The sequence below is a fragment of the Xanthobacter sp. NM-59 genome (assembly GCF_021401125.1).
GTDB lineage: Bacteria > Pseudomonadota > Alphaproteobacteria > Rhizobiales > Xanthobacteraceae > Xanthobacter.
Genome location: NZ_JACBFQ010000004.1, coordinates 16,396 through 42,266, shown reverse-complemented (window position 1 = coordinate 42,266; position 25,871 = coordinate 16,396). Strand labels below are relative to the sequence as shown.

Below are 25,871 nucleotides of genomic sequence, written 5' to 3'. Positions count from 1 at the left end.
AGATCTCCGGAAGCGATAAATGGCGCGGACGCTGCCTTGGCGAGAAGATCGCGGTGCGTCTTCCGCTTTCTTCGGCGTCAACGGCCACGCACAGAGGCGCGGGCTTGGAATTGCTGCGGGGCAGATCTTCAATTGCGGGCCTGCGGGCGATTCAGATGCCCGGAGCGCCAATTAATTCGAGTAAAATGCGAATTTATACATCGGCTCAGCACCTCGCGAGGCCATCTGCGCGGTTCTGCACTTGATATTCAGAGCAGATGACCGCATCACATTTGCGCCGGGGCAGACCTTTCCCCTGTGACATCCAGGTTTTGCAGCGCCCCCCGCAGCTCACAAGCGCCATTCGACGGAGGTGCCGAATTCCTCGATGAATCGGCGACCGACGCGCGGGTGGAAGCAAAGGCCCAGCCATGGCGCCGCCGCAACGCCACCCGGTATTCCTGTGCACGGGCGCGGATGCGCGTTATGCGGGTCGCGCATTCCATGAATTGTCAGGATGCAGTCGCGAAGAAGGTCCGCCCCATGGCTCCAGGAGCACCAGGGCCCGAAGAGCGAGGTCGGCGGATGGGCGAAGCCAACCCGCTTCCGAACGGGGCGCGGTTCAGCCCGGAACGCGGCGCTGCCCCGTCTGCCGTCATGGGGGAATAAAGGCCGTCCCGGAGGGCGGGCCGCCGGATCGGAAAGCGCCAGCGCAGTTGGCTCTGTGAACGCCCTCGGCGCACAGAAGGACGCGCAGGGCCGACAGGAGGGATATGAGCGAGACGCCCCCGCGCGACCCGCCCCACCGCGGGCGCGAGAAGGCACTTCAGGGCGCGCGGACGCTCACCCACCGTGCCGAAAGCGACGTCCGGAGCGCGCCGCGCTCACCTGAGGCAGAACGGAAAGCCCCCGTGAAACGCTCAGCGCGCACGGGGGCTTAGGGGACGAAAGGGCATGCCCTTGAAGCGGAGAGCGGTGATCAATGCTCCTCGTCGATCTCGTCGTGCAGCAGGCCCAGGATGCGCCGCTTCAGGGCGATGAATTCCGGCTCAAGAACGAGGTCCATGGAGCGCGGCCGGGGAAAGTCCACCTTGATCTCAGCCTTGATGCGCCCGGGACGCGCGGTCATCACCACCACGCGGTCACCCAGCAGGATGGCCTCGTCAATGTCGTGAGTCACGAACAGCACGGTCTTCTGGGTGTGTTCCCACACCCGCAGCAGCAGCTTCTGCATGGTGCCGCGGGTCTGGCTGTCGAGCGCGCCGAAAGGCTCATCCATGAACAGCACGCTGGGGTCGTTCGCTAGCGCGCGGGCCAGCGCCACGCGCTGCTTCATGCCGCCGGAGAGCTGCGCGGGGAAGGCATCGGCGAACTGGCCCAAACCCACCTCGCCGAGGAAGCGCTCGGCCACCGCGCGCCGCTCGGCCTTGCCGAGCCCCTTGCGCTTGGGGCCATATTCCACGTTCTGCCGGACCGTGAGCCAGGGGAACAGGGTGTAGCCCTGGAACACCATGCCGCGATCCGGCCCCGGCTCGGTCACGATGTGCCCATCCACGCGGATGTCGCCGGCGGTCAGCTCGGTGAGGCCGGCGGCAAGGTAGAGCAGGCTCGACTTGCCGCAGCCGGAGGGACCGACGATGACGCAGAACTCGTTCTGCTCCACATCGATGGACACATCGTCCACCGCCAGGGTGCCCGCGGGGCCGCCATAGCGCAGCGTGACATTCTCGATGGCGAGCCGCGCCGGCGAGCCCAGCGCCCGCCGCTTCTTGGGGAACAGCTCCACCGCTGTCGTTTCCATGGGGGAGGAAGGGGAAAGCTCGGTCATCGATGTGCCCATGGCGCGACCCTCGCGCGAAGGAAGCGGAAGAAGAGATCGGAGAGCAGGCCCAGCACGCCGATGGTGGCGATGGCCATGAAGATCACGTCCACCTGAAAGCCGCGCATGGCCTTGATGGTGATGTAGCCAAGGCCGGAAGACGCGGCCACGAGCTCGGCCACCACCAGATAGGACCATGCCCAGCCGAGCGTGACGCGCAGCGTATCGAGGATATCCGGCAGAGCGGCGGGGAAGATCACGTGCCACACCACCTCGGACCGCTTGGTGCCCAGGGTGTAGGAGGCGTTCACCAGATCGCGCGGCACCGCCCGGGCGCTGTCGGCGATCATCACCACCTGCTGGAAGAAGGTGCCAAGGATGATGACGCTGACCCGCTGCTGGATGCCGATGCCGATCCACAGGATGAGCAGCGGGACGAAGGCCGTCACCGGCAGGTAGCGCACGAAGTTCACCAGCGGCTCGAGCACCGCCTGCACGGCGCGGTAGCTGCCCATCCACAACCCGATGGGAATGGCGAGGACGGAGGAGATGGCGAAGCCGAGCATCACCACCTCAAGGCTCGCCAGGGTGTGGACGAACAGGCTGCCATCGGACATCAGCCGCACGCCCGCGGCCCACACCTTCTCCGGCGAGGGCAGGAACATGGGGGGCACCAGGTTCGTGTGGGAGAGGATCCACCACCCCGCCACCACCATGACCCACACGATGATCCCGGTGGTGATCACCGCCCGGCGGGAAATGTCCCGGAACGGCGTGGTCATCAAGGTCCAGGGTGCGCGTCGGGAACTCATGTCTTCTCTCCTGCCGGCATGCCGCCGGTTCCGCATGGGAACCGGCGGCGGCGGGCCTTGACCGGTAAGGTCACTGGGCAGTGGCGAAGGAGGGGTCGACGAGGGTGTCGTAATCCACCTTCATCTTCATCATCCCCTTGCTGCCCCAGATCTTGTTGGCAAGCTGGATGAGCTCGGCCGCCTCGCCCTTCTGCGGATTGCCGAAGAACTCGATGTTGCGGGCCTTGTCATAGAAGTTCACGCCCTTGGCGGCGTCGGCGAACTCCTTCGGGTCGGCGAGATAGCCGCCCACACCCTTGGCCATGATCTCGTAGGACTTCTCGGGATTGGCCTTCATGTAGTCGAGGGCCTTGTAATAGGCCTTCACGAAGGCGGCGATGTCGGCCTTGTTGGCGGCGATGAAGTCGCACTTGAGGCCGACCGTGTCGACGATGGCGCCGGGGGTGGCGGTGGAATCGATCAGCACCTGACCCTTGCCGGACTTGCGCACCTCGGTGAGGTGAGGCTCCCAGGTGACGGCGGCGGGAACGCGGCCAGCGATGAAGGCGGCGGCGGCGTCATCGGAGGTCATGTTGGTGACCTGCACGTCCTTTTCCGCCATGCCCGCCTTGTCGAGCAGGATGTTGAACCAGAACTCGGACACCGAGCCCTCGTTCAGCGCCACTTCCTTGCCCTTGAGATCCTTCAGCGACTTGACGTCCTTGCCGGCGAGCACGCCATCGCCGCCATGGCTGTCGTCGAGGGCCAGCACCGACTTGAAGCAGAAGTCCGGCGAACGCCACTTCATCACCTCGTCCACGGTGGAGGCCATGCCGTCGAGGTCGCCGGACGCCACGGCCGCCATGTAGATGGCCGCATCCTCAATGGTCTTCAGCTCCACGTCGAGGCCGGCTTCCTTGAAGTAACCAAGGTCGCGGGCGAGATAGAGCGGGCCGTAGCCGACCCAGGTGGTCATGCCCAGGCGGATCTGGCCGGCCTCGGCGGGGGAACCGAACGCGAGACCGGCGGCGAGGCCGGCGAGAAGGGTGGCGGTCTGGAAGGTCTTTTTGATCATGGATTCGGGTTCCGTCGCGGGTCGCGGCCGGCTCGCGCATGCGGTCCTGGCCGGGTGGAACGCGCTGACATCCAGACTTTATCCCGCGGCCGGAAAGGGCTTGGACACCCTCGCGACCTCAGTAAAACCCCGGAGATCAGCTCCGGAGACGAGCTAAACATGCACCCTTCTTCGGCAAAAATAGTCTTTTCGGGGGTTTTGCCTCGCCTTGGCCTAAGTAGGAGGCCCCCTGCCCCCAAGCCTCGCTCCGCGCCCCGCGCCATCCCTTGAAAACAGGCACGTGTGCCCGCCTGGCCGTCACGGCTTGCGCACCCGGCGGTCGAGGGCCGGCGGCACCATGCCGGGGATGTAGGCATCGGAGATGAAGGACCGGCAATGGGCCTCGAACGCCTGGAGCAGGCGGGATTTCTTGAACTGCGAGACGGTGGCGGTGCCCACCACCATGGGCCGGTGCTCGCCGGACAGCCGCACCCGCACCACGCGCCGCCCGTCGAGCGCGAAATCCGAGCGCGGGCGCACATTGAAGAGGGTGTAGCCATAGCCGTTGGCGACCATGGTGCGCACCACCTCCTGATAGGCGGAGCGGGAATGGATCTTCGGCTGCAACCCCTCCTTGAGGAACAGCGCCAGGAAGTATTCGCGACTGATGGGCAGATCGAGCAGAATCAAGGGCTCGTCCGCCAGATCCTGCAGGCTCACCGCCGAGAGCCGCGCGAACGGATGGCCTTCGCTCACCACCACATGGGGCGGCAGGCTGGCCAGGGGGGTGAAGGTGATGCCGTCGGGAATCTGCAGGTCGTAGGTCAGCGCAATGTCGATCTCGGCGCGCCGCAGCCCTTCCAGCAGCCATTCCTGGTTGGCCTCCACATGGCGCACCTGAGTGGCCGGGAATGCGGACATGAAGCCGTGGGACAGTTCCGGCAGGATCATGGGGGCGAGCGTGACCATGCAGCCCACGGAGAGTTGCCCGCGCACCTGGTCCGTTGCCTCGGAGGCGACGGCGTAGAGGCCCTCGGCCTGCTCGATCAGGTGCTTGGCCTCGGCCAGCAGCTTACGGCCGGCGGGGGTCAGCGAAAGGCCCTGGGCGTGGTGGCGCACGAACAGCTGCACCCCCAGCTCCTGCTCCAGGTGGCTGATGGCGGTGGAGATGGAGGGCTGGGAAATGTTGATGCGCTCGGACGCGAGCGTGATCGAGCCGGTCTCCCCGGCCGCGATGAAATATTCCAGTTGCCTCAGCGTGTAGCGCATGGGCGTCCCCTACCCCTTTTCCGGGGGCCCGCGCGAGCAATCCCCGAGCGCACTCCTGGCGGAGCGCAACCCGATGCCTGATCGTGGCCTTCAGCGGAAATGTCAATGCGCCTGGGGCATGGCGACCCGGCCGGTGCCACCTTACTCCGCCGCGCGCGGCTTCATAGCCGGGTCGAACCAGCGCGAAACAGCGCTGTCGGCCGCGGCACGCGTGGCCTTGCCCATCACATTGTCGGACAAGCCCGCGGACCGTTTCACGAAGTCCAGCGGCCCGTCCCAGTCGAAGTTCCGGTACACCGCCGCAAGGTGGGCATAAGGCGGCGACTGGGCGAAGAGCTGGAAGCTCAGGCGGTGGCCCGCATAATCGGAGTTCAGCATATCGCGCGCGAAGGCGAGAAGCCTGCGGCGGTCCTCCGCCCCCCACTCCTCATTGAGGGTATAGAACTTGTCCAGCCACGGCTTGGTATCGGGATGGGCGAAGGCGGCAGCGTCCGGCGTAATGCAGATCTGCCCGCCACACAGTTCGCGGGCGATGTGCATGACGTGGTGGAGCTGGGAACAGGCCAGCACGCGGCCTGCATAGAGCAGCGACTGGTTCGGCATGGAAAGTCCACTGGGCGAGCGCTCGGCCAGGGTCACCGACGCAGTGAGGTGGGCGTTGATGCCCTCCCTATAGACCGCCAGCTCCGCCAATTTTTCCTGCACCGCCTGCAGCTTGTCGAGCCCGGTCTGGCGCGCGTTGAACAAGGCCGCGCCAATGAGCATGTCCGCGAAGGTGAGGCTGCGCTGCACGAAGGCGAAGGCCGAGTAGCGGTGCAGGGTCGCGCGCATGAACATGGCGGCCCGGGTGTGGCGGTAGAACAGCACGTTCTCCCAGGGGATCAGCACGTCATCGAAGATGACGAGCGCCTCCACCTCGTCGAAGCGGCTGGAAAGGGGGTAGTCTTCCACCGGCCGGCGGCCGGCGAACCCGGTGCGGCAGATGAACTTGATGCCCGGCGACCCCAGATCGCAGATGAACCCCACCGCATAGTCGGAATAGGCGCTGTCCCCCCAATTGGCGATGGTGGGCTTGGTGAAGGCCTGGTTGGCATAGGGCGCCGCCGTCTCATACTTGGCACCGCGCACGATGAGGCCGGCATCGGTCTCCTTCACCACATGCAGCAGCATGTCCGGGTCCTGCTCCTGCGGCAGGCGGGAGCGGTCGCCCTTGGGATCGGTGTTGGCGGAGACGTGGAAGGGGTCGTGGTGAAGCACCCGGTCGATGTGGTCACGGATGTTCGCGGAAAAGCGGGGGTCCACCTCGTTGAGCACATCCTGCCCGTCGAACAGCGACCACATCTCGCCCACGGTCTCGTCCCCCACCCGGGTGACGATGCCGCCAACCTCGCGCATCACGCAATCGGTCGCCCGGCGCTTGTCCCACCAATCCTCCTGGGTGATGGGCAGCTTGTTGCCGATGCCGTTGACCTCGCCATCCTGGGTGAAGGTCATCACATCGCGGGTGCGGGCCTCCCACTGCATGTCGTAGATACGCGCGCGAATGTCCACGAGCGGCTTGAACATGGGGTGGGAGGGCACATCGCGCACGCGCTCGCCATTGATATAGACCTCGCGCCCGTCGCGGATGGAGTCGAGATATTGCGCGCCGGTGCGGATCATGGCGAAACCTCTGCCGGGAAAACGAAATGGCGGGCGTGCGCCGCCCCGCCGTCTGCGGCGCCGATCCTGTCGCCACGGCAGGGGAGATGAAAATATTGCTTTCCTCTCCAATGGTTCGGAAAGCCCGAACCAACGTCCTCAGGCTGCCAGCCGCGCCAGAAGCGCATCCATGAAGCTGTCGCAGGCGGCGATCTGGTCTTTGGAAACCCATTCGTCCGGCTTGTGGCCCTGGTCCATGGAGCCAGGGCCGCACACCACGGTGGGGATGGACAGGCGGGTGCGGAACAGCCCGCCCTCGGTGCCGAACGCCAGCTTGATGCGCGCATTGGCGCCGGTGAGCGACTGGGCGAAGGCCACCACCGGCTCGTCATCGGCCGTGGCGAGGCCCGGATAGCTGTTGGTCGCCTCCAGCCGCACCGCCGCTTCGGGAAACTCCGCTTTCCACGGCCGGGCGACCGCCTCGGCGTCGGCCTCCAGCTCCGCGAGCAGGGTGGCGGGATCGTCCTGCGCGAGGTTGCGGAATTCCAGCTCCAGCGTGCAGGCATTGGGCACGATGTTGAGCGCGGTTCCGCCCTGGATGCGCCCCACATGGAGGGTGGTGTAGGGCACGTCATAGGCCGTGTCGCGCGCGCCCCGGTCCGCGTAGAGCGCCTGCCGGGCGCGGATCTTTTCCACGTAATCGGCCGCGAGGTGGATGGCGTTGAGCGCCGTGGGCGCGAGCGCGGAATGGGCCTCGCGGCCGCAGCACAGGGCCCGCAGCGCCGTCTTGCCCTTGTGGCCGGTGGCGATGCGCATGGAGGTGGGCTCCCCGATGATCGCCATTTCCGGCCGAAACGGCGCCCTTGCCAGCGCATCCAGCAGCCCGCGCACCCCCACGCAGCCGATTTCCTCGTCATAGGAGAAGGCGAGGTGCAGAGGCACCGCCAGCTCCATGCGCGCGGCACGGTCGGCCGCAGCGAGGGCGCAGGCCAGGAAGCCCTTCATGTCCGTGGTGCCGCGCCCCAGCAGGCGCCCGCCTTCCTCCCGCAGCCGGAACGGGTCGCCGGTCCAGGCCTGGCCTTCCACGGGAACCACGTCCGTGTGGCCCGAGAGCATGACGCCGCCTTTGTCCCGGGGACCGATGGTGGCGAACAGATTGGCCTTGGTGCCATCGGCATTGGGTACCAGCATCGCCTCGATGCCGCGCTCCGCCAGGAACGCCACCACAAAGGAAACCAGCTCCCGGTTGGAGGCGGACGACACGGTGGGAAAGGCGATCAGCCGTTCGAGAAGATCGAGGGATCGGGCGGACATGGAACGTCTCCGGGACGATGGGCCGCGTTGAGCTTTAACAGCCATGCCGCCGGCATCGATCTCGGAACTCCCGAACCAGAGCTTAGAAAAAAGCGAATTTCGATGGCGCCGGCCCACCGTTAGCTTTTGCCAGACCTTCCAGAACGCTCCGGAGGAGCCGCCGCGTGCCCCGCGATCCCCGTTACGACATCCTGTTCGAGCCGGTGAAGATCGGCCCTGTCACCACCCGTAACCGCTTCTACCAGGTGCCCCACTGCAACGGCATGGGCTATCGCGACCCCACCGCGCTCGCCACCATGCGCGCCATCAAGGCGGAAGGCGGCTGGGGCGTGGTGTGCACGGAACAGGTGGAAATTCACCCCACCGGCGACATCGCGCCCTTCATCGAGCTGCGCAACTGGTCCGATCAGGACGTGCCGGCCCTCGCCCGCATGGCCGATGCGGTGCACGCCCATGGCGCGCTCGCCGGCCTCCAGCTCGCGCACAACGGCATGAACGCGCCGAACCTCTATTCGCGCGAAATCCCCTTCGGCCCGGCCGACCTGCCGGTGTTCTCCATCTATGACGATCCGGTCCAGGCCCGGGCCATGGACAAGACCGACATCCGCAACCTGCGCCACTGGCACCGCGCCGCCGCGCTCAGGGCGAAAAAGGCCGGCTACGACATCACTTACATCTATGCCGGCAAGCTGTTCGGCGGCGCCATGTTCTTCCTCTCCCGGCGCTACAACAACCGCACCGACGAATATGGCGGCAGCCTCGAGAACCGCTGCCGGCTCCTGAAGGAGCTGATCGAGGACACCAAGGACGCCGTGGGCGACACCATGGGCGTGGCCTGCCGTATCTCGGTCGACGAACTGATCGGGCCGGAGGGCCTGCATGCGGCCGAGGCGCGGGACATCATCTCCCATCTGGCCGAGGTGCCGGACCTGTGGGACCTCACTCTCTCCAGCTGGGACAATGACAGCCAGACCTCCCGCTTCGCCGACGAGGGCTATCAGGAGCCATTCGTCACCGGTGTGAAGAAGCTCACCACCAAGCCGGTGGTGGGCGTGGGGCGCTTCACCTCGCCCGACACCATGGTGCGCATGATCCGCCAGGGCATCCTGGACCTCGTGGGCGCCGCGCGCCCCTCCATCGCCGACCCCTTCCTGCCGAAGAAGGTGGAGGAAGGGCGCATGGAGGACATCCGGGAATGCATCGGCTGCAACATGTGCGTTTCCGGCGACCACACGACCACGCCCATCCGCTGCACCCAGAACCCCTCCATGGGTGAGGAATGGCGGCGCGGCTGGCATCCCGAGCGCATCCGCGCCAAGGAGAGCGAGGCCAAGGTGCTGGTGGTGGGCGCCGGCCCCGCCGGTCTTGAAGCGAGCATGATGCTGGGGCGACGCGGCTATGAGGTGGCGCTGGCCGAGGCCACCCGCGACCTCGGTGGCCGCCTGGTGGCGGAGCGCCGCCTGCCCGGCCTTTCCGCCTGGGGCCGGGTGGTGGACTACCGCGTGGGCCAGATCGACCCCATGACCAATGTGGAGGTTTATCGCGAAAGCCGGCTGACGGCGGAAGACGTCTTGGGCTTCGGCTTCGCCCATGTGGCGGTGGCCACCGGCTCGAAATGGCGGGCCGACGGCATCGGCCGCCGCCTCTTGAAGCCCCTGCCCCTGGCCGAGGGCGTGGCGGTGCTGACGCCCGACGACCTGATGGCCGGCCGCCGCCCCGGTGCCGGACCCGTGATCGTCTTCGACGACGACCATTATTACATGGGCGGCGTGCTGGCCGAGCTGCTGGCGCGCGAGGGCCATGAGGTGGCGCTGGTCACCGCCAATGGCGAGGCCTCCACCTGGATGAAGATGACCATGGAGCAGCACTTCGTGCAGGCGCGGCTGATGGAGGTGGGGGTCACCATCGTGCCCCATCGCTTGCCCACGCGGGTGGACAAGGGCGAGATCGAGCTTGCCTGCGTCTATTCGGGCCGCACGGAGCGGCGCGCCTGCGCCTCCATCGTGCTCGTCACCGCGCGCCTGCCGCAGAAGGGGCTGGCGGAGGAGCTGGAAGCACGCCGGACCGAATGGGCCGATGCCGGCCTTCAATCGGTGACCCGCGTGGGCGACGCACTGGCACCGGGCACCATCGCCGCCGCCGTGTGGGCGGGCCGCCGCTTCGCCGAGGAGCTGGACGCCCCGCCGCGCGGCCTCGACGACCTGCCCTTCCGCCGCGAGGTGGCGGGCCTCGACGCCGGCCCCCTGCCCTGGGCCGCCGCCCATTGATGCCGAAGGCGCCGGGCGTTGCCCCGGCGCCCGTTGCCCCGTTCCCATGCCGCGCTGGAGCCCCCTGGCCCCGGCGCGATGACGCGTGCCTGGCGCATGGCAAGCAACGCCAAAGCACGCTGATACGTGTTTAGGGATATCCGAAGCACTACAGCAGAAAATCATATTTTTTATGATCCAGCGCGGCCGCTAGGTTGTCGATCAAACCTCGGGATTTCATCCGGAATTCTTCGAGGGCGAACGAGGGTTGAGAGATGTCGGTTGAGAAGACGGACACGCTGGTCATCGGCGCGGGCCAGGCCGGACTGGCCATGAGCGAGCATTTGCGGAGAAATGGCGTGCCGCATCTCGTGCTGGAGCGTTCGCGCATTGCCGAGCGCTGGCGCTCGGAGCGGTGGGATTCGCTGGTGGCCAACGGCCCGGCCTGGCACGACCGCTTCCCCGACCTGGACTTCTCCGAGATCGACCCCGCCATGGGGCCGGACGTGTTCGTGCCCAAGGAAACGGTGGCCGATTATTTCGTGGCCTATGCCAAGAAGATAGAGGCCCCCGTGCGGTGCGGCGTCGAGGTGCTGAAGGTGGAGCGGAACGAGGGTCGCCCCGGTTTCCGCGTGGAGACCTCCGCCGGGGTGATCGAGGCCCAGCGCGTGGTGGCCGCCACCGGCCCCTTCCAGCGGCCCATCATCCCCGCCGTCGTGCCCACCGCCGCCGGCCTGACGCAGATGCATTCGGTTTCCTACCGCAACCCCGGCCAGCTCCCCGAAGGGGCTGTGCTGGTGGTGGGCGCGGGCTCCTCTGGCGTGCAGATCGCCGAGGAACTGCTGGCCGCCGGCAAGCGCGTCTATCTCTCTGTCGGCCCCCACGACCGGCCGCCGCGCAGCTATCGCGGCCGTGACTTCGTGTGGTGGCTGGGCGTGCTCGGCAAGTGGGACGCCGCCGCCCAGGAGCCCGGCAAGGAGCATGTGACCATCGCCGTCAGCGGCGCCCATGGCGGCCACACCATCGACTTCCGCCGCCTTGCCGCGCAGGGCATGACCCTGGTGGGCCGCACCCTGGCCTATCAGGACGGCGCCATGACGTTTGCCCCCGACCTCGCCCAGAATCTGGCGATGGGCGACGCCGACAACCGCGCCCTGCTGGACGAGGCTGACGCCTATATCGCCCGCAACGGCCTCGATCTGCCGGAGGAGCCGGAAGCGCGCATGAGCGTTCCCGATTCCGAGTGCGTGACGAACCCCATTTTGTCCCTCGATCTCGCCAAGGCCGGCATCACCACCATCATCTGGGCCACCGGCTTCGCGGTGGACTATAGCTGGATGAAGGTGAACGCCTTCGACGCCAATGGAAGGCCGAAGCACCAGCGCGGCGTTTCCACCGAAGCGGGCATCTATTTCCTCGGCCTGCCGTGGCAGTCGCGGCGCGGTTCCAGCTTCATCTGGGGCGCGTGGCACGATGCCAAGTATCTGGCAGACCAGATCGTGATCCAGCGCAAGTACATGGAGTATCACAGCTCCGCCCGGCGCGAGATGGAACCCGCCTGAGCGCGAGGGGCCGATCCCGCCAAAGACACCATCCCGCCGAAACCCTGGGCGCAGCGCCCATGGGCTTCGGCGCATCCATCAGCATCGGAGAGCGAAATGGCGCACACCCGAATTCGCAAGTTCAACACCAAGGACACCTATCCCGAGCAGAAGCTGGACAACGACCTTGCCCAGGCGGTCGTGACCCAGGGCGGCAAGATCGTGTGGCTGCGCGGCCAGTGCCCGCAGAATCTCGACGACGCCGTCAACATCAACAGCCACGACCCGGTGGAGCAGACCCACAAGGTCATGCAGAACATGAAGCAGCTCATCGAAGAGGCGGGCGGCACCATGGAGCATCTGGTCAAGGTGGTGGTCTACATTACAGATGTGCGCCATCGCGAGGCCGTCTACCGGACCATGGGCGAATACATCAAGGGCGTTCACCCCGTCTCCACCGGGCTGGTGGTGAGCGCCCTCGCCCGGCCCGACTGGCTGGTGGAAATCGACGGAACCGCCGTCATTCCGGAGTGACACGATGACCTTCTCCCTGGTCGCCCGGTGCGCCGAAACCGGCATGTTCGGCCTCGCCATCTCCTCGTCGTCGCCGGCGGTGGCCGCGCGCTGCTCCTTCGCCCGCGCGGGCGTCGGCGCGGTGGCCTCGCAGAACGTGACGGACCCTTCCCTGGGCCCGCTCACGCTCGATCTGCTGGAGTCCGGCATGAGCGCCCGCGAGGCCATCGCCGAGGTGCGCCGGCGCAGCCAGTTCCTGGACTATCGCCAGGTTCTGGCAGTGGACCGCGACGGCGGCGCGGCCATCCACTCCGGGGCCAAGGCCCTCGGCCTGTGGGCGGAGGCCTGGGGGGAGAACGTCGCGGCTGGCGGCAACCTGCTGGCTGACAGCGAGGTTCCGCAAGCCATGGTGGACGCGTTCCAGGCGGCCACGGGCCATCTGGGAGACCGGCTGCTGGCCGCCCTCAAGGCCGGCCTGGCTGCCGGCGGCGAGGCCGGACCGGTGCACTCGGCCGGCCTCAAGGTCGTCGACAAGGTGTCCTGGCCGATCGCGGACCTGCGCTGCGACTGGACCGAGGATTGCCCCATCGAGGCCCTCGCCACCGCGTGGACCATCTACAAGCCGCAGATGGGCGCCTATATCCAGCGCGCCCTCGACCCGCGGGAAGCCCCGTCCTACGGCGTTCCCGGCGACGAGTGACAGAGGAAGGCAGCCATGGCGAACCACACCCGTGAGGACTGGAAGGCGCGCGCCGCGCAGATCACCTTCCGCCGACAGGCTTTCATCGACGGCAAGTTCGTCGACGCCCTCTCGGGCGAGACCTTCGACAGCATCAACCCCGCCACCGGCGAGGTGCTGGCGAAGGTCGCCGCCTGTGGCGCCGCCGATATCGACCGCGCGGTGGCGGCCGGCCGGCGCGCGTTCGAGGACGGGCGCTGGTCGCGCATGGCGCCGGGAGACCGCAAAGCGGTGCTGCTGCGCCTGGCCGAGCTGATCCGCGCCAATCTCGAGGAAATGGCCCTGCTCGACAGCCTCGACATGGGCAAGCTGGTGACCGACGCCGCCACCATCGACGCCCCCGGCTCGGCCCACTTCTTCCAGTGGTATGCCGAGGCCATCGACAAGGTCTATGACGAAGTCGCGCCCACCGCCCGTGGCGATCTCGCGCTGGTGCGCCGGGTGCCGCTGGGCGTGGTGGGCGCCGTGGTGCCGTGGAACTTTCCCCTCGACATGGCCACCTGGAAAAGCTCCGCGGCGCTGGCGGCGGGCAATTCCGTGGTGCTGAAGCCGGCCGAGCAATCGCCCCTTTCCGCCCTCCGGCTGGCCGAGCTGGCGGCGGAGGCCGGCATTCCCGACGGCGTGTTCAACGTGGTTCCGGGCTATGGCGCCACGGCAGGCAAGGCCCTGGGGCTGCACATGGACGTGGACTGTCTCGCCTTCACCGGCTCCACCGAAGTCGGCAAGATGTTCATGCAGTATTCGGGGCAGTCGAACCTGAAGCAGGTGTGGCCCGAGACCGGCGGCAAGAGCCCCAACATCATCTTCGCCGATTGCGGGGATCTGGATGCCGCCGCCGACATGGCCGCCTTCGGTATCTTCTTCAACCAGGGCGAGGTGTGTTCCGCCAATTCCCGGCTTTATGTGGAGCGCTCCATCAAGGACGCGCTGGTGGAAAAGCTGATCGCCCGCGCCAAGGCGGCCCAGCCGGGCGACCCCCTCGACCCCGCCTCGCGCATGGGCGCGATCGTGGATGAGAAGCAGACCCAGGGCATCCTGCGCTTCATCGAGGCCGGCAAGGCCAGCGCCAACCTCGTCGCCGGCGGTGAGCGCGTGCACGTTGAGGGCAAAGGCTGCTTCGTGGCGCCCACCATCTTCGAGGACGTGCGCCCCGACGACCCGCTGGCGCGGGACGAAATCTTCGGCCCGGTTCTGTCCGTCATCGCCTTCGACACGGAAGAGGAGGCCATCCGAATGGCCAACGATTCCATCTACGGCCTTGCCGCCTCGGTGTGGACCGACAATCTCAGCCGCGCGCTGCGCGTGTCCGAGCAGCTCCACGTGGGCACCGTCTCCGTCAACACGGTGGATGCGCTTTCGGCCCAGACGCCCTTCGGCGGCATGAAGCAATCCGGGTTCGGCCGCGATCTCTCCTTGCATTCGCTGGAGAAATACACGGCGCTCAAGACCACCTGGATCAAATACAAGATCTGAACGGCCTCTCCCTGCCCTTCTTCCCAACTCCTGTTCGGCCGGCGGCCGCCGCCGGCCCCTCTTTCCACCCAGCGCCGCTCGACCGAGGGTGCCAGGAACATCTGCAATGCGCGACGCGCGATACGATATCCTCTTCGAGCCCTGCCGGATCGGCCCGCTGACGGCGAAGAACCGCTTCTATCAGGTGCCGCACTGCAATGGCGGCGGCTATCGCGACCCGTCGGCCGCGGCAGCCATGCGCGGCATTAAGTCCGAGGGCGGGTGGGGCGTCATCTTCACCGAGCAGACGGAGATGCACCACACCTCCGAGATCACCCCCTTCATCGAGCTGCGGCTATGGGAGGACAAGGATATTCCCGGCCTGCGGCGGATGTCGGAGGCGATGAAGACCCACGGGGCCCTGGCGGGCATCCAGCTCGCATATTCCGGCATTAACGGGCCGAACTTCTACACCAAGGAGGTGCCGCTCGCGCCTTCCGCCTTGCCCATCCGCACCTTTACCAACGATCCCGTCCAGGCCCGCGCGCTCGACCGCACGGACATCTGTAACCTGCGGCGCTGGTTCGTGAACGCCGCCCGGCGCTCGAAGGGCGCCGGCTTCGACCTGATCTGCCTCTACGGCGCCCACGGCTTCGGCATCTTCCAGCACTTCCTGTCCCGCGCCACCAACCAGCGCACCGACGAATACGGCGGCAGCCTGGAGAACCGCTCGCGCTTCGCCCAGGAAGTGGTTGCCGACATTCGCGATGCGGTGGGCGACACCATGGCCATCACCATGCGCGTGAGCCTTGACGAGAGCATCGGCGATCTCGGCTTCTCCAATGCCGAGGTGCGCGAATATGTCGAGATGAATGCCGATCTGCCGGACCTGTGGGACCTCGCCCACGGCACCTGGGAAGACTGCTCCGGCCCCTCCCGCTTCAAGGAGGAAGGCGCCCAGGAACTGCTGGTGAAGGGCATCCGCGAGCTGTCCTCGCGCCCCGTGGTGGGCGTCGGCCGCTTCACCTCGCCCGATGTGATGGCGCGCATGATCCGCCAGGGCGTGCTCGATTTCATCGGCTGCGCGCGCCCCTCCATTGCCGATCCTTTCTTACCGAAGAAAGTCGAGGAAGGGCGGATCGAAGATATTCGCGAGTGTATCGGCTGCAACATCTGCATCACCGGCGACATGACCATGTCCATCAGCCGCTGCACGCAGAACCCCACCTTCATGGAAGAATGGCGCAAGGGCTGGCATCCCGAGCGGATGAACCCCAAGGGCGACAGCGCGAACGTGCTGGTGGTGGGCGCCGGCCCCGCCGGGCTGGAGGCCACGCGCGCCCTCGCCTTGCGCGGCTATGATGTGGCCATGGCGGAAGCCGGCACCACGCTGGGCGGCCGTGTCGCCCGCGAACGGCTGCTGCCCGGCCTTTCCGCCTGGGGCCGCGTGGTCGACTACCGCCAGTATCAGATTTCCCAGCGCTCCAATGTCGAAACCTATTTCGACAGCCACCTTTCCGCCGACGACATCATGGCGTTCGGCTTCGAGCACGTGGCTATCGCCACCGGCTCGCGCTGGCGGCGCGACGGGGTGGCGCGCCAGCATGTGGTGGCGATGCCGATGGATGCCGCCATGCCGGTCTGGACGCCCGACGACATCATGGCCGGCGCCTATCCGGAGAATCTGAGCGGCAAGACCATCGTGGTCTATGACGACGACCATTATTACATGGGCGGCGTGCTGGCCGAAGTCATGGCCAAGGCTGGAGCGCACGTCATCCTCATCACCCCCGCCGCCTACGTGTCCGACTGGACGCGCAACACGCTGGAGCAGGGCGCCATCCATGTGCGCCTGGCCGGCCTGGGGGTCGAGATCCGCCTCAACACCGGTGTCACGGCCATCGCGGCCGGTGCGGTGGAGACCAACTGCACCTATACGGACGCGCGCCGGCCGCTGCCCTGCGACGGCGTGGTGATGGTCGCCTCGCGCATCGGCGAAGATCAGCTCTATCAGGATCTGTTGTCGAGGCGCGATGACTGGGCCGATGCGGGAATCAAATCGGTGAAGATCATCGGCGACGCGGCCGCACCCGCGCCCATCGCCTGGGCGACGTATGCCGGTCACCGCTATGCCCGCGAGCTCGACATGCCCGATCTCGGAGACGACCTGCCGTTCCAGCGCGAGGTGACGGAGCTCGGGCCGCTGCATCATCCGTCCGTCTCAGGACACTGAGAGAAAACGCGGATAGTCACGCCACGCATATTCTTCAGGCGAGGCGAACTCCACTTCGCCTGAAGACACTGCTGCCTGTCCCTGAGCAAGACAACCTTGCCATCTGCCCCGCACCGTCTCGCGCATCTCCTGAGACCGGCGCCGTCGGCGCTGGGAGGATCGCGCGCCGCATGATAGCCGGCGTGCAATGCCGCGCCGCAATGCACGCAGAAGGCCGCTTCACTCCATATCTGAAGCTTCCCGCGTTGCCGCCCCCGGCAAAGAGTGCTCCCCTGCCATCGGCTCGCGTTGTGCCGGCGTTCAAGGCTCCCGGCATCGAGGCACGGCATTGGGTGGCGGCCTCGATCCCTGGAGCGGCGGACCGCTCGCCGGCACAGCGCCGAGCCACGGTTGAAGGGCGGCGCGCCGGCCACCCTCTCCCGCAAATGATGCGCCGGCAAAGGACGCATCAGAGCTCGGACAGGGGGGAAGCGCGCCGCTCGGTCCCCATTGTCCGCGCATGACAGCCGGAGGGCGCGTCTCGCCCCGCAGCGCGTATTCGACGAAAGTCGGCAACGCCTGCGCGCGCTTGAAACCGGTGGCGGGAGATGGGTAGGCTGCGCGCTGAAACGCCCCCATGGCGCCCGCAAAGAGGCGCCAGCGGGCGAGGGAATGGGTGCGTGCGCAGCGGACCGACCCGCTCGCCGGCGCCCCATTCACTGAGGAGGGGGAACACTCTGATGTGGGGATTTCCGGCAAGGAATACGGCCAGGGTCGACATTGCCGCGGCACAGCCGACGAGCAAACCGGCGCCCGAAGAACCGGCGCCAGCGGAAGCGGCGCCAGCGGAAGCGGCGCCGGCGCACGCCGCCCGCAGGGACGATAATCTCATCATCCTGCTGGAAGCCGACATCCGGCGCGCGGAGAGCAAGCTTGCGAGTGCGGGCGCCGAGATGCGCGCGAGCGCCGCCGCCGGCGTGCGCGACATGGAGCGCATCCGCGGCGACAGCGAGGAGATGACCGCGGAAACCGCCTCCGCCAAGGAGGATGCGGCCGGCCTTGCCCGGGCCATCGGGGCCTTTGCGGAAACCACCTTCGAGATCGGCCGCCAGGCCCAGGAATCGGGGCGGCTCGCCGGCGAGGCCGAGGCGGCCAGCCGTGACGTGGTCACCGCGACCCAGGAACTGCACGGCGCGATCACCCAGATCCAGGCCATCGTGGCGCTGATCGCGGACATTGCGCGCCAGACCAACCTTCTGGCCCTCAACGCCTCCATCGAGGCGGCGCGGGCGGGATCGGCGGGCGCCGGCTTCGCCGTGGTCGCGAACGAGGTGAAGTCGCTGGCCGGCCAGACCCAGAAGGCGACCGCCGACATCTCCCAGAAGATCGAGCGCCTGGACGCCGCCGCCAAGTCCAGCGACCAGGCCATTGGGCGGGTCAGCAGCACCATCGCGGAGATCAGCCCGGTGGCGGCGCGGGTGGCCGATGCGGTCGCCGGACAGGTGGCGACCATGGACGAGATCCGCCAGAGCGCGGAGGCCGTGGAGCGGTTCGCGGAGACGGTGGCGACCCGCGCCGAATCCATCCGCGCCGCCACCGGCGCCGCGGCGGAAACCGGCGCCGAGATCGAGCGAAGCACCGGCAAGGTGGCCGATGGGGTGCGTGAGATGTCGCGCCACCTGCTCAGCGTGCTGCGGCAGACCGCCATGGGCGATCGCCGCCGCTTCGAGCGCTGGCCGGTGGAAATCCCCGGCCACATCAGCTTCGCGGGCTCCAGCCAAAGCGTGAGGACGCTGGACCTCTCCCAGGGCGGCGTGCTGCTTGCCGCCCTGTCGCCGGCGCCCGTGGTTGGCAACACGGTGCGGCTGGAACTGGCCGGCATGGGCACCCTCTCCGGGCGGGTGGTGGGGCTCAGCGAACTGGGCTGCCACATCGCCTTCGACGATCAGGCAGCACCTGCGGTCATCGCGCGCATCGCCGCCCTCGCCCATGATGCGGCCCCCGCCATCGCCCGCGCCACGGCCGCCGCCGAGAAGATCCAGCTGGCCCTGGAAGAGGCCTTGAGGAAAAGGCTGATCTCGCAGGAAGAATTGTTCGATACCCACTACCAGCCGGTGCCCGGCACCGACCCCCAGCAGATGGTGACGCCATCCCTGCCGCTGCTGGAGCGGCTGCTACCCACCCTGATCGAGGCGATTGTCGAGGAAGACCGCAGCCTCGCATTCTGCGTCGCGGTGGACATCAACGGCTACCTGCCGGTGCACAATGCCCGCTATTCCAAGCCCCAGCGGGCAGGCGACCCGGTGTGGAACAACGCCAACTGCCGCAACCGTCGCATCTTCGACGACCGTGCGGGCCTGCTGGCGGCACGCAACACCAAGCCCTATCTGGTGCAGGTCTATGCCCGGCAGATGGGAAACGAGGTGGTGATGATGCGCGAGGTGGATGCCCCCATCTTCATCGCCGGCCGCCATTGGGGCGCCTTCCGCAGCTCCTACAAGCTGTAGGAGCGGATCGGCCTTCCGGCGACGGGGTTTGGCAAGCATCTCCCTCCCTCTCCCATCTGCGGGGGGATGCGGGAGGGAGCCGGGATGCTCCCGATTATTCAGAATGCCGGCTTTGAACGCGCGGCAGCTCGTCGGGGCGGAAGGCGTTCACTGGGGCGCGGCGTTCATCTGCCACCACGCCTGCCCCTGCCCCTGCCCCTGCCCGACAAGCGGGAGAGGGAGGGGGCGCGTCAAGGCAACACGCCGCCGGGTACCGCCTGTTCCGCGAAGCGGGGAATGTTCTGAGGTCACCTGGGCCCAGCGCCCCCAACGCGCGCGGGCGTGGACCCGTGCTTCGGGCGTGTCTGGATCTGGAGAATTCCGACGAACGGGCTTGGACTGGGCACAATGGCGGGCTACCCCGGCCCATCACAGATCCCATCCGAACGACGAGCCATCCCACATGACTGCATTTCATGAATTGGGCGCCGCGCCTCTCAGCCGCCTGGTTCACGGCCGGCAGGCTTCGAGCCGCGAGATCGTCGCCGCCTTTCTCGACCGCATCGAGGCCCTCAACCCCACCTACAACGCCGTGGTCTCGCTGCGTCCGCGCGAGCAGCTGCTGCGCGAGGCAGAGGCCGCCGATGCCCAGGTGGCGGCGGGCTCGCCGCTCGGTCCGCTCCACGGCCTGCCGTTGGCGGTGAAGGATCTGAGCCCCACGCGCGGCCTGCGCACCACATTCGGCTCGCCCATTTACGCGGACTTCGTCCCGCAGACGGATTCGCTGCTGGTGGAGCGCCTGAGGGCCGCCGGCGCGCTGATCATCGGCAAGACCAACACGCCGGAATTCGGCCTCGGCTCGCAGACCTACAATCCCGTCTTCGGCGCAACGCGCAACGCCTTCGACCCTTCCCGCACCTCCGGCGGATCGAGCGGCGGAGCGGCGGTGGCGCTGGCGCTGGGGATGGTTCCGGCGGCTGATGGCAGCGACTTCGGCGGCTCGCTGCGCAATCCGGCGGCCTACAACAACATCTTCGGCTTTCGCCCGTCGCAGGGCCGGGTTCCGTCCTGGCCGGCGGCCGACCCCTATTTCGGCCAGCTCAGCACCGATGGTCCCATGGCCCGCACGGTCGAGGACCTCGCTTTGCTGCTGGAGGTGATGGCCGGCTATGATCGGCGCGCGCCCCTCTCCCTCGACCCGGCCCATCCCCTCTTCGGCGATCTCGTGGCGCCCACGGCCCCACGCGTGGGCTGGCTCGGCGATCTTGGCGGCCACCTGCCGTTCGAGAACGGCATCATCGAGCTGTGCGAGAGCGCCCTCAAGTCCATGGATGCCATGGGCGCGAAGGTGGAGGCCATCACCCCGCGCTTCGACTTCGAGGAGCTGTGGCGCACCTTCGTGGTGCTGAGGCAATTCAACCAGCTCGCCCGCCTCAAGCCCCTCTATGAGGATCCGCAAAAGCGGCCCCTGCTCAAGCCCGAAGCCATTTGGGAAGTGGAAGGCGGGCTGGCCCTCAGCGCCGCGGACGTGTCGGCCGCGATCCAGGCGCGCGGGCGCTGGTATGGGGAGGTCTGCCGCCTTTTCGATACGTTCGACGTGCTGGCCATCCCCTCGGCGCAGGTGTTCCCATTCGCGGCGGAGACCACCTGGCCGCGCGCCATCGGCGCCCGCGCCATGGACAGCTACCATCGCTGGATGGAAGTGATCGTGCCCGCCACCCTCTCGGGGTGCCCGGTCATCAGCGTGCCGGTGGGCTTCCGGGAGGGGCTGCCCATGGGCATGCAGCTCATCGGCCGCCCGCGCGACGACCGCGCCTTGCTCGCCTTCGCCAAGGCGTACGAGGCCATCCTGCCGTTCAAGACCGGCGCGCTCTGAAGACGGCCGCGGCGCCTTCGCATCCTTTCCAGAAACAGAGGGCCGGGATCGCCGATGACGATCCCGGCCCTCTGTATTTTCGGCCCAAGGCGCGGCGGGAGCGGCCGGGGCAGCGCCCCGGCGCTGTTCAGAACACGCGGGACAGGGCCCCGTCGATGGCCTCCACGATCCGGTCGATGTCGTCGGCGGAGGCGATCAAGGCGGGGCTGAGGCACAGGGTATTGTTGTAGCCCGGCAGCGAGCGGTTGGTGGCGCCAATGATGACGCCATGGGCCATGCAGTCCGCCACCACCGCCTGGACAAGCTTTTCGTCGGCGGGCTCGCGGGTGGCCCGGTCCGCCACCAGTTCGGCGCCGCAGAACAGGCCCTTGCCGCGCACCTCGCCGATGGCGGCATGGCGCTCCGAAAGGGCGTTCAGGCCGTCCATCAGGCGCATGCCCATGTTGCGGGCGTTCTCCAGCAGGTTCTCGTCCTCGATGATGCGCATGTTCTCCAGCGCCGCCGCCGGCCCCGCCACGCAGCCTCCGAAGGTGGAAATGTCGCGGAAGAACGACATGGGATCGGCCGGGTCATCCTTGAAGAGGTTGAACACCTCCTCGGTGGAGGTAGTGCAGGAAATGGCCGCGTAGCCCGAGGCCACCCCCTTCGCCATGGTCACGAAGTCCGGCTTGATCCCATAGTGCTGGTAGCCGAACCAGGCGCCCGTGCGCCCCACGCCGCACACCACCTCGTCGATGTGCAGCAGCACGGAGTGGCGCTGGCAGATGTCCTGCACCTTCTCCCAATATCCGGCGGGCGGGGTGATGACGCCACCGCCGGCGGTGATGGGCTCCAGGCAGAGGGCGCCGACAGTGTCCGGCCCCTCGCGCAAAATCACCTGCTCGATGGCATCGGCGGCCATCTCGCCGTAATTGTCCACCTTGCCGAACTGGCTGCGATATTCGAGGCAGTGCGGCACTTCCACGAAGCCGGCCGGGAACGGGCCATACTGCTCGGCGCGCTGGGGCTGGCCGCAGGCGGCCAGGGTGCCGAGCGTGGTGCCATGATAATCCCGCTCACGGAACAGGATCTTGGACTTGCGCCCGCCATGGTGCCGGTGCGCGATCTGGCGCACCATCTTGAACACCTTCTCGTTCGCCTCGGAACCGGAGTTCGAATAATAGACGCGGGTCATGCCCGGCATCTTCTCGATGAGCCGCTGGGAGAACAGGGCCGCCGGAATGGAGCCCGCCGAACCCGCGAAATAGTTCAGCTTCACCAGCTGGTCGCGCACCGCATCGGCGATGCTGGCGCGGCCATAGCCCACATTCACCGTCCACACACCGCCGGAGACGGCATCCAGGAATTCGCGGCCGGTGGCGTCCCACAGCCGCATGCCCTTGCCTTCCACGAACACGCGCGGGTCGGTGGTCTCGAACGCCTTGTGCTGGAACAAATGATGCCAGACATGGGCCCGGTCGGCCTCGATCACCTCTTGCATGTCATTCGACCGGAGGCTTCCGTTCATCGATCTTCTCCTTGCATGGGGATGGCCCGCGGCGATGCGCGGCCTGAATTTCAAAGCAGGGCGCGGCTCAGCTCGCCGACGCCCGATGCACCGCGAAGGGCGCCCAGGACTGGCTCACCGGCATGATTTCCAGGCTGTTCACGTTCACATGGGCGGGCAGCGAGACGACCCAGCGCACCGCCTCCGCGATGTCCCGGGGCTGGAGCGCGTTGGCGCCGGCATAAAGGGCGTCATAGGCGGCCTGGTCGCCGCCGGTGCGCACCAGGGTGAACTCGCTCTCCGAGAGGCCCGGCTCCAGCGAGGTCACCCGCACCCCGTGCCGCGACAGGTCGCAGCGCAGGCCCAGGGAGAACTGGCGCACGAAGGCCTTGGTGCCCCCATAGACGTTGCTGCCGGGATAGGGCCAGTTGGACGCGATGGAGGCGAGATTGACGATGACGCCCCGCGTGGCGATGAGCTGATCCAGCACCAGCCGGGTGATGGTGACGAGGCCCGTCACATTGGTGTCGATCATCATTTTCCACTGGTCGAGGTCGCTGTCCTGCGCGCCCCCCGTCCCCAGTGCGAGGCCGGCATTGTTCACCAGCGCGGAAATCGGCCGGAAGTCCTCGGGCAGCCCGGCGAGGGCCGCCTTGGTGGCGGCTTCGTCGCGGATATCGAAGGCGAGCGCGTGCACCACCCGTGGCCCGCCCAGCTCGGCCACCAGCGCCTCCAGCCGCTCGCGGCGCCGGCCGGTGGCGATGATGCGCCAGCCATCACCCACCAGGCGGTGCGCGATGGCGTCGCCGAAGCCGGCGGTGGCGCCCGTCACAAGTGCGATCTTCGACATTCTGTCGCCCTTCATTTTCATGGGAGGAGGTCCCGGCTGAGCGCGAGGACGGTCTGAATGAGGCCGGCGGCGGCGATGGCGAGAAGGCCCCCGGTCGAAATGCGGCGCCAGGTCTCGAAGCCCATGCGGCTGCTCAAAGCGCGGCCGAGCGCGAAACCCGCGAAGGTGGGCAGGGCATAGACCGCGATGTGGTCGGGAAGGTCCGGGCCCAGCGCGCCGACGATCCCGCGCGCCAGAAGGCTCAGCGCATCCACCGCGCCGAAGAAGACGGCCAGCGTGCCCTTCACCAGGCGCCGGTCGGAACTGCGCGCCAGCAGCCATGCGGCGATCAGCGGCCCCCCGACGGCGAAGGCGGCGAGCAGCCCGCCCACCAGGAAGGCGATGCCGGCGCCGAAGGCGGTGTGCCGCAGCCACGCGGGCGGCCGGCGGATCATGGCCACGCACGCCGCGAGGAAGATGGCGAGGGCGACAACCTGCTTGGACGTCTGGTCGTCGAGATGGACCGCCAGCAGGCTGCCGCACAGCGCCCCGGCGGCCCCCATGACCAGCAGCAGCCGCGTCACCGGCCAATCCACCCGGCCATGGTCCCGATCCAGCAGGAGGAGAACCGTCAACACCAGGTCGATGAAGAGGATGAAGGCGACGCCATCGGCCGGCGACGGAAAGATGAACAGGCCCAGCGCCGCGATGAGCGCGTAGCCGAAGCCGGTCAGTCCACGAAAGGCCGCGGCCAGGAAGGAGATGCCGCCGAAAAGAAGCATGGACATGGAATTCGGCACCTGGTCCCGGAACATCGCGCGGCGGCGATCAGAAGACATGCGAAGGGGTGCGGGGGAACGCGGCCGGCGCAGTGGCCGGACGCCGCGGAGCGGAGCGCGCAACGGCGGCCTTCAGACCGAACGTCAAGCGTCTTCAAGCGGGTGGGAAGCCCGGGCGCGCGCAACAAATCATTTCGAATCAATGCGCTAGGGCCATCCCGCCCGTGCAACGGGGGATGTGCCTCAGCCGCTGGCGCGGACGTTCGTTCCGGATCGTCCCATGGCGGGCGCCCTTTCTTCCGGCGCGCGTTGCGCCTGTTGGATCGTGGCTCCCATTTGTGGTGCGATCGGCCGTGGGCATAAGGTCCAGTCGGCGGTCAATGACGGGGCCACCGGCCCACATGCCAGGGTTCAGGCCCAAGCGGCAACGCGGCCGAGCAGGAGCAGCGCGAGGCAAAACGCAAACGAAAAACCCCGCGAATGCGCGGGCGCTCGCGGGGCTGGTCGGGCACTCATGGAAGGCCGGTGCGCCTTGAATCTCGGCCCGCGTGACGAACACCACACGGGCATTTCGCGACAGGCTTTTCAGGCGGCGTAGCGGCCCAAATCCAGGCCCTCGGTGGAGATGTCGGGCTTGCGCTCGGACATGATGTCGGCCAGCAGACGGGCCGAGCCGCAGGCCATGGTCCAGCCGAGCGTGCCGTGGCCGGTGTTCAGGAACAGGCCCTTGCAGGAGGTGGCGCCGATCACCGGCGTGCCGTCCGGCGTCATGGGCCGAAGGCCGCACCAGAATTCCGCCTTGGCGAGATCGCCGCCCTTGGGGAACAGGTCCGATACCACATGCGCCACCGTGGCCCGGCGCTGCTCGCGCAGCTTCAGGTCAAAGCCGCAGATCTCCGCCATGCCCGCCACGCGGATGCGGTCGCCGAGGCGGGTGATGGCCACCTTATGGGCCTCGTCCATCACCGTCGATACCGGGGCCGCGTCGGCATCCACGATAGGCAGGGTGAGGGAATAGCCCTTCACCGGATAGACCGGCAAAGAGAAGCCCAGCGGCCGCACGAGATCGGGCGACCAGCTCCCCAGCGCCACCACCACCGCATCCGCCCGCAGGGTGCCGGCGGAGGTGACGACGCCGCTCACCCGCCCGCCCGACGCCACGATGCGCTCGATGCCGGTGCCGAAGCGATAGGTCACGCCCAGGCCCTTGGAGATCTCCGCCAGGCGCTGGGTGAACAGGAAGCAATCGCCGGTCTCGTCCCCAGGCAAGCGCAGGCCGCCCAGGATCTTCTCACCCACCAGGCCGAGCCCCGGCTCGGCGGCGATGCAGCCGGCCCGGTCCAGCACCTCATAGGGCACGCCGAAGGAATCGAGCACCTTGAGGTCGCCGGCGATGGAATCGATCTGCTTCTGATTGCGGAACACCTCCAGCGTGCCCTGGCTGCGCTCGTCATAATGAATGCCGGTCTGCGCCCGCAGCTCCCGCAGCACGTCGCGGCTATATTCGGCAATGCGCACCATCCGCCCCTTGTTCACGGCGTAGGCGGCAGCATTGCAATTGGCGAGCATCTTCAGCATCCAGCTCCACATCCTCGGATCGAGGGTGGGGCGGATGACCAGGGGCGCGTGGCGGGCGAACATCCACTTCACCGCTTTCCAGGGAATGCCGGGAGCCGCCCACGGCGAGGAATAGCCGGGCGAGACCTCGCCCGCATTGGCGAAGCTGGTTTCCAGGGCCGGCCCCTCCTTGCGCTCGATCACCTCCACCTCGTGGCCGGCGCGGGCAAGGAAATATGCGGTGGTGGTGCCCACCACGCCGCTACCCAGAACAATGACCTTCATGGC

The 25,871-nt window shown here is 67.6% G+C and carries 18 protein-coding genes; 8 read left to right on the top strand and 10 right to left on the bottom strand.

What is annotated here, in order from left to right; translation table 11 throughout:
• Positions 1-958 precede the first annotated feature (958 nt).
• The 6 genes from L0966_RS09775 to argE form a co-directional block, all read right to left on the bottom strand.
• The gene (locus L0966_RS09775; protein WP_370640692.1) at positions 959-1,819 is read right to left on the bottom strand and encodes an ABC transporter ATP-binding protein; all 861 of its coding nucleotides are present in this window, start codon (positions 1,817-1,819) and stop codon (positions 959-961) included.
• Entirely contained in the window at positions 1,804-2,610 is an 807-nt protein-coding gene (locus tag L0966_RS09770; protein WP_234051720.1) for an ABC transporter permease, read from the bottom strand. Before L0966_RS09770 ends, L0966_RS09775 begins: the two co-directional genes overlap by 16 nt.
• A 70-nt stretch (positions 2,611-2,680) precedes the next feature.
• Entirely contained in the window at positions 2,681-3,664 is a 984-nt protein-coding gene (locus L0966_RS09765; RefSeq protein ID WP_234051719.1) for an ABC transporter substrate-binding protein, read from the bottom strand.
• Positions 3,665-3,961: 297 nt separating this feature from the next.
• Positions 3,962-4,912 (bottom strand): LysR family transcriptional regulator, encoded by a 951-nt coding sequence (locus L0966_RS09760; protein ID WP_234051718.1) that lies wholly within the window; start codon positions 4,910-4,912, stop codon positions 3,962-3,964.
• A gap of 141 nt (positions 4,913-5,053) precedes the next feature.
• Positions 5,054-6,574, bottom strand: coding sequence for a 4-hydroxyphenylacetate 3-hydroxylase family protein (locus tag L0966_RS09755; protein WP_234051717.1), 1,521 nt, complete (start codon positions 6,572-6,574; stop codon positions 5,054-5,056).
• Between the two features lie 138 nt (positions 6,575-6,712).
• Positions 6,713-7,867 (bottom strand): acetylornithine deacetylase, encoded by a 1,155-nt coding sequence (gene argE / locus L0966_RS09750; protein ID WP_234051716.1) that lies wholly within the window; start codon positions 7,865-7,867, stop codon positions 6,713-6,715.
• A gap of 164 nt (positions 7,868-8,031) precedes the next feature.
• Between argE and L0966_RS09745 the strand changes: the two genes are divergently transcribed.
• The 8 genes from L0966_RS09745 (at position 8,032) to L0966_RS09710 (ending at position 20,932) form a co-directional block, all read left to right on the top strand.
• The gene (locus L0966_RS09745) at positions 8,032-10,134 is read left to right on the top strand and encodes an NAD(P)-binding protein (protein WP_234051715.1); all 2,103 of its coding nucleotides are present in this window, start codon (positions 8,032-8,034) and stop codon (positions 10,132-10,134) included.
• Positions 10,135-10,388: 254 nt separating this feature from the next.
• The gene (locus L0966_RS09740) at positions 10,389-11,675 is read left to right on the top strand and encodes an NAD(P)/FAD-dependent oxidoreductase (RefSeq protein WP_234051714.1); all 1,287 of its coding nucleotides are present in this window, start codon (positions 10,389-10,391) and stop codon (positions 11,673-11,675) included.
• A gap of 96 nt (positions 11,676-11,771) precedes the next feature.
• Positions 11,772-12,188, top strand: coding sequence for a RidA family protein (locus tag L0966_RS09735; protein WP_234051713.1), 417 nt, complete (start codon positions 11,772-11,774; stop codon positions 12,186-12,188).
• 4 nt (positions 12,189-12,192) lie between these two features.
• Entirely contained in the window at positions 12,193-12,867 is a 675-nt protein-coding gene (locus L0966_RS09730) for a DUF1028 domain-containing protein (RefSeq protein WP_234051712.1), read from the top strand.
• Between the two features lie 15 nt (positions 12,868-12,882).
• A complete protein-coding gene (locus L0966_RS09725; protein WP_234051711.1) occupies positions 12,883-14,379 on the top strand; it encodes an aldehyde dehydrogenase in 1,497 nt (498 codons plus the stop codon).
• 106 nt (positions 14,380-14,485) lie between these two features.
• Complete coding sequence (locus L0966_RS09720) at positions 14,486-16,591, top strand: FAD-dependent oxidoreductase (protein ID WP_234051710.1); 2,106 nt, start codon at positions 14,486-14,488, stop codon at positions 16,589-16,591.
• Positions 16,592-17,310: 719 nt separating this feature from the next.
• Positions 17,311-19,077, top strand: a complete 1,767-nt coding sequence (locus tag L0966_RS09715; RefSeq protein WP_234051709.1) for a methyl-accepting chemotaxis protein — start codon at positions 17,311-17,313, stop codon at positions 19,075-19,077.
• Positions 19,078-19,519: 442 nt separating this feature from the next.
• The gene (locus L0966_RS09710; protein ID WP_234051708.1) at positions 19,520-20,932 is read left to right on the top strand and encodes an amidase; all 1,413 of its coding nucleotides are present in this window, start codon (positions 19,520-19,522) and stop codon (positions 20,930-20,932) included.
• Between the two features lie 127 nt (positions 20,933-21,059).
• Here the strand turns inward: L0966_RS09710 and L0966_RS09705 are convergent, their stop codons facing one another.
• The 4 genes from L0966_RS09705 to L0966_RS09690 form a co-directional block, all read right to left on the bottom strand.
• The gene (locus L0966_RS09705; RefSeq protein ID WP_234051707.1) at positions 21,060-22,439 is read right to left on the bottom strand and encodes an aspartate aminotransferase family protein; all 1,380 of its coding nucleotides are present in this window, start codon (positions 22,437-22,439) and stop codon (positions 21,060-21,062) included.
• A gap of 67 nt (positions 22,440-22,506) precedes the next feature.
• Positions 22,507-23,268 (bottom strand): SDR family NAD(P)-dependent oxidoreductase, encoded by a 762-nt coding sequence (locus tag L0966_RS09700; protein WP_234051706.1) that lies wholly within the window; start codon positions 23,266-23,268, stop codon positions 22,507-22,509.
• Between the two features lie 17 nt (positions 23,269-23,285).
• Positions 23,286-24,035, bottom strand: a complete 750-nt coding sequence (locus L0966_RS09695; RefSeq protein ID WP_234051705.1) for a sulfite exporter TauE/SafE family protein — start codon at positions 24,033-24,035, stop codon at positions 23,286-23,288.
• Positions 24,036-24,611: 576 nt separating this feature from the next.
• Positions 24,612-25,868, bottom strand: coding sequence for a D-amino acid dehydrogenase (locus L0966_RS09690; protein WP_234051704.1), 1,257 nt, complete (start codon positions 25,866-25,868; stop codon positions 24,612-24,614).
• Positions 25,869-25,871: the final 3 nt, after the last annotated feature.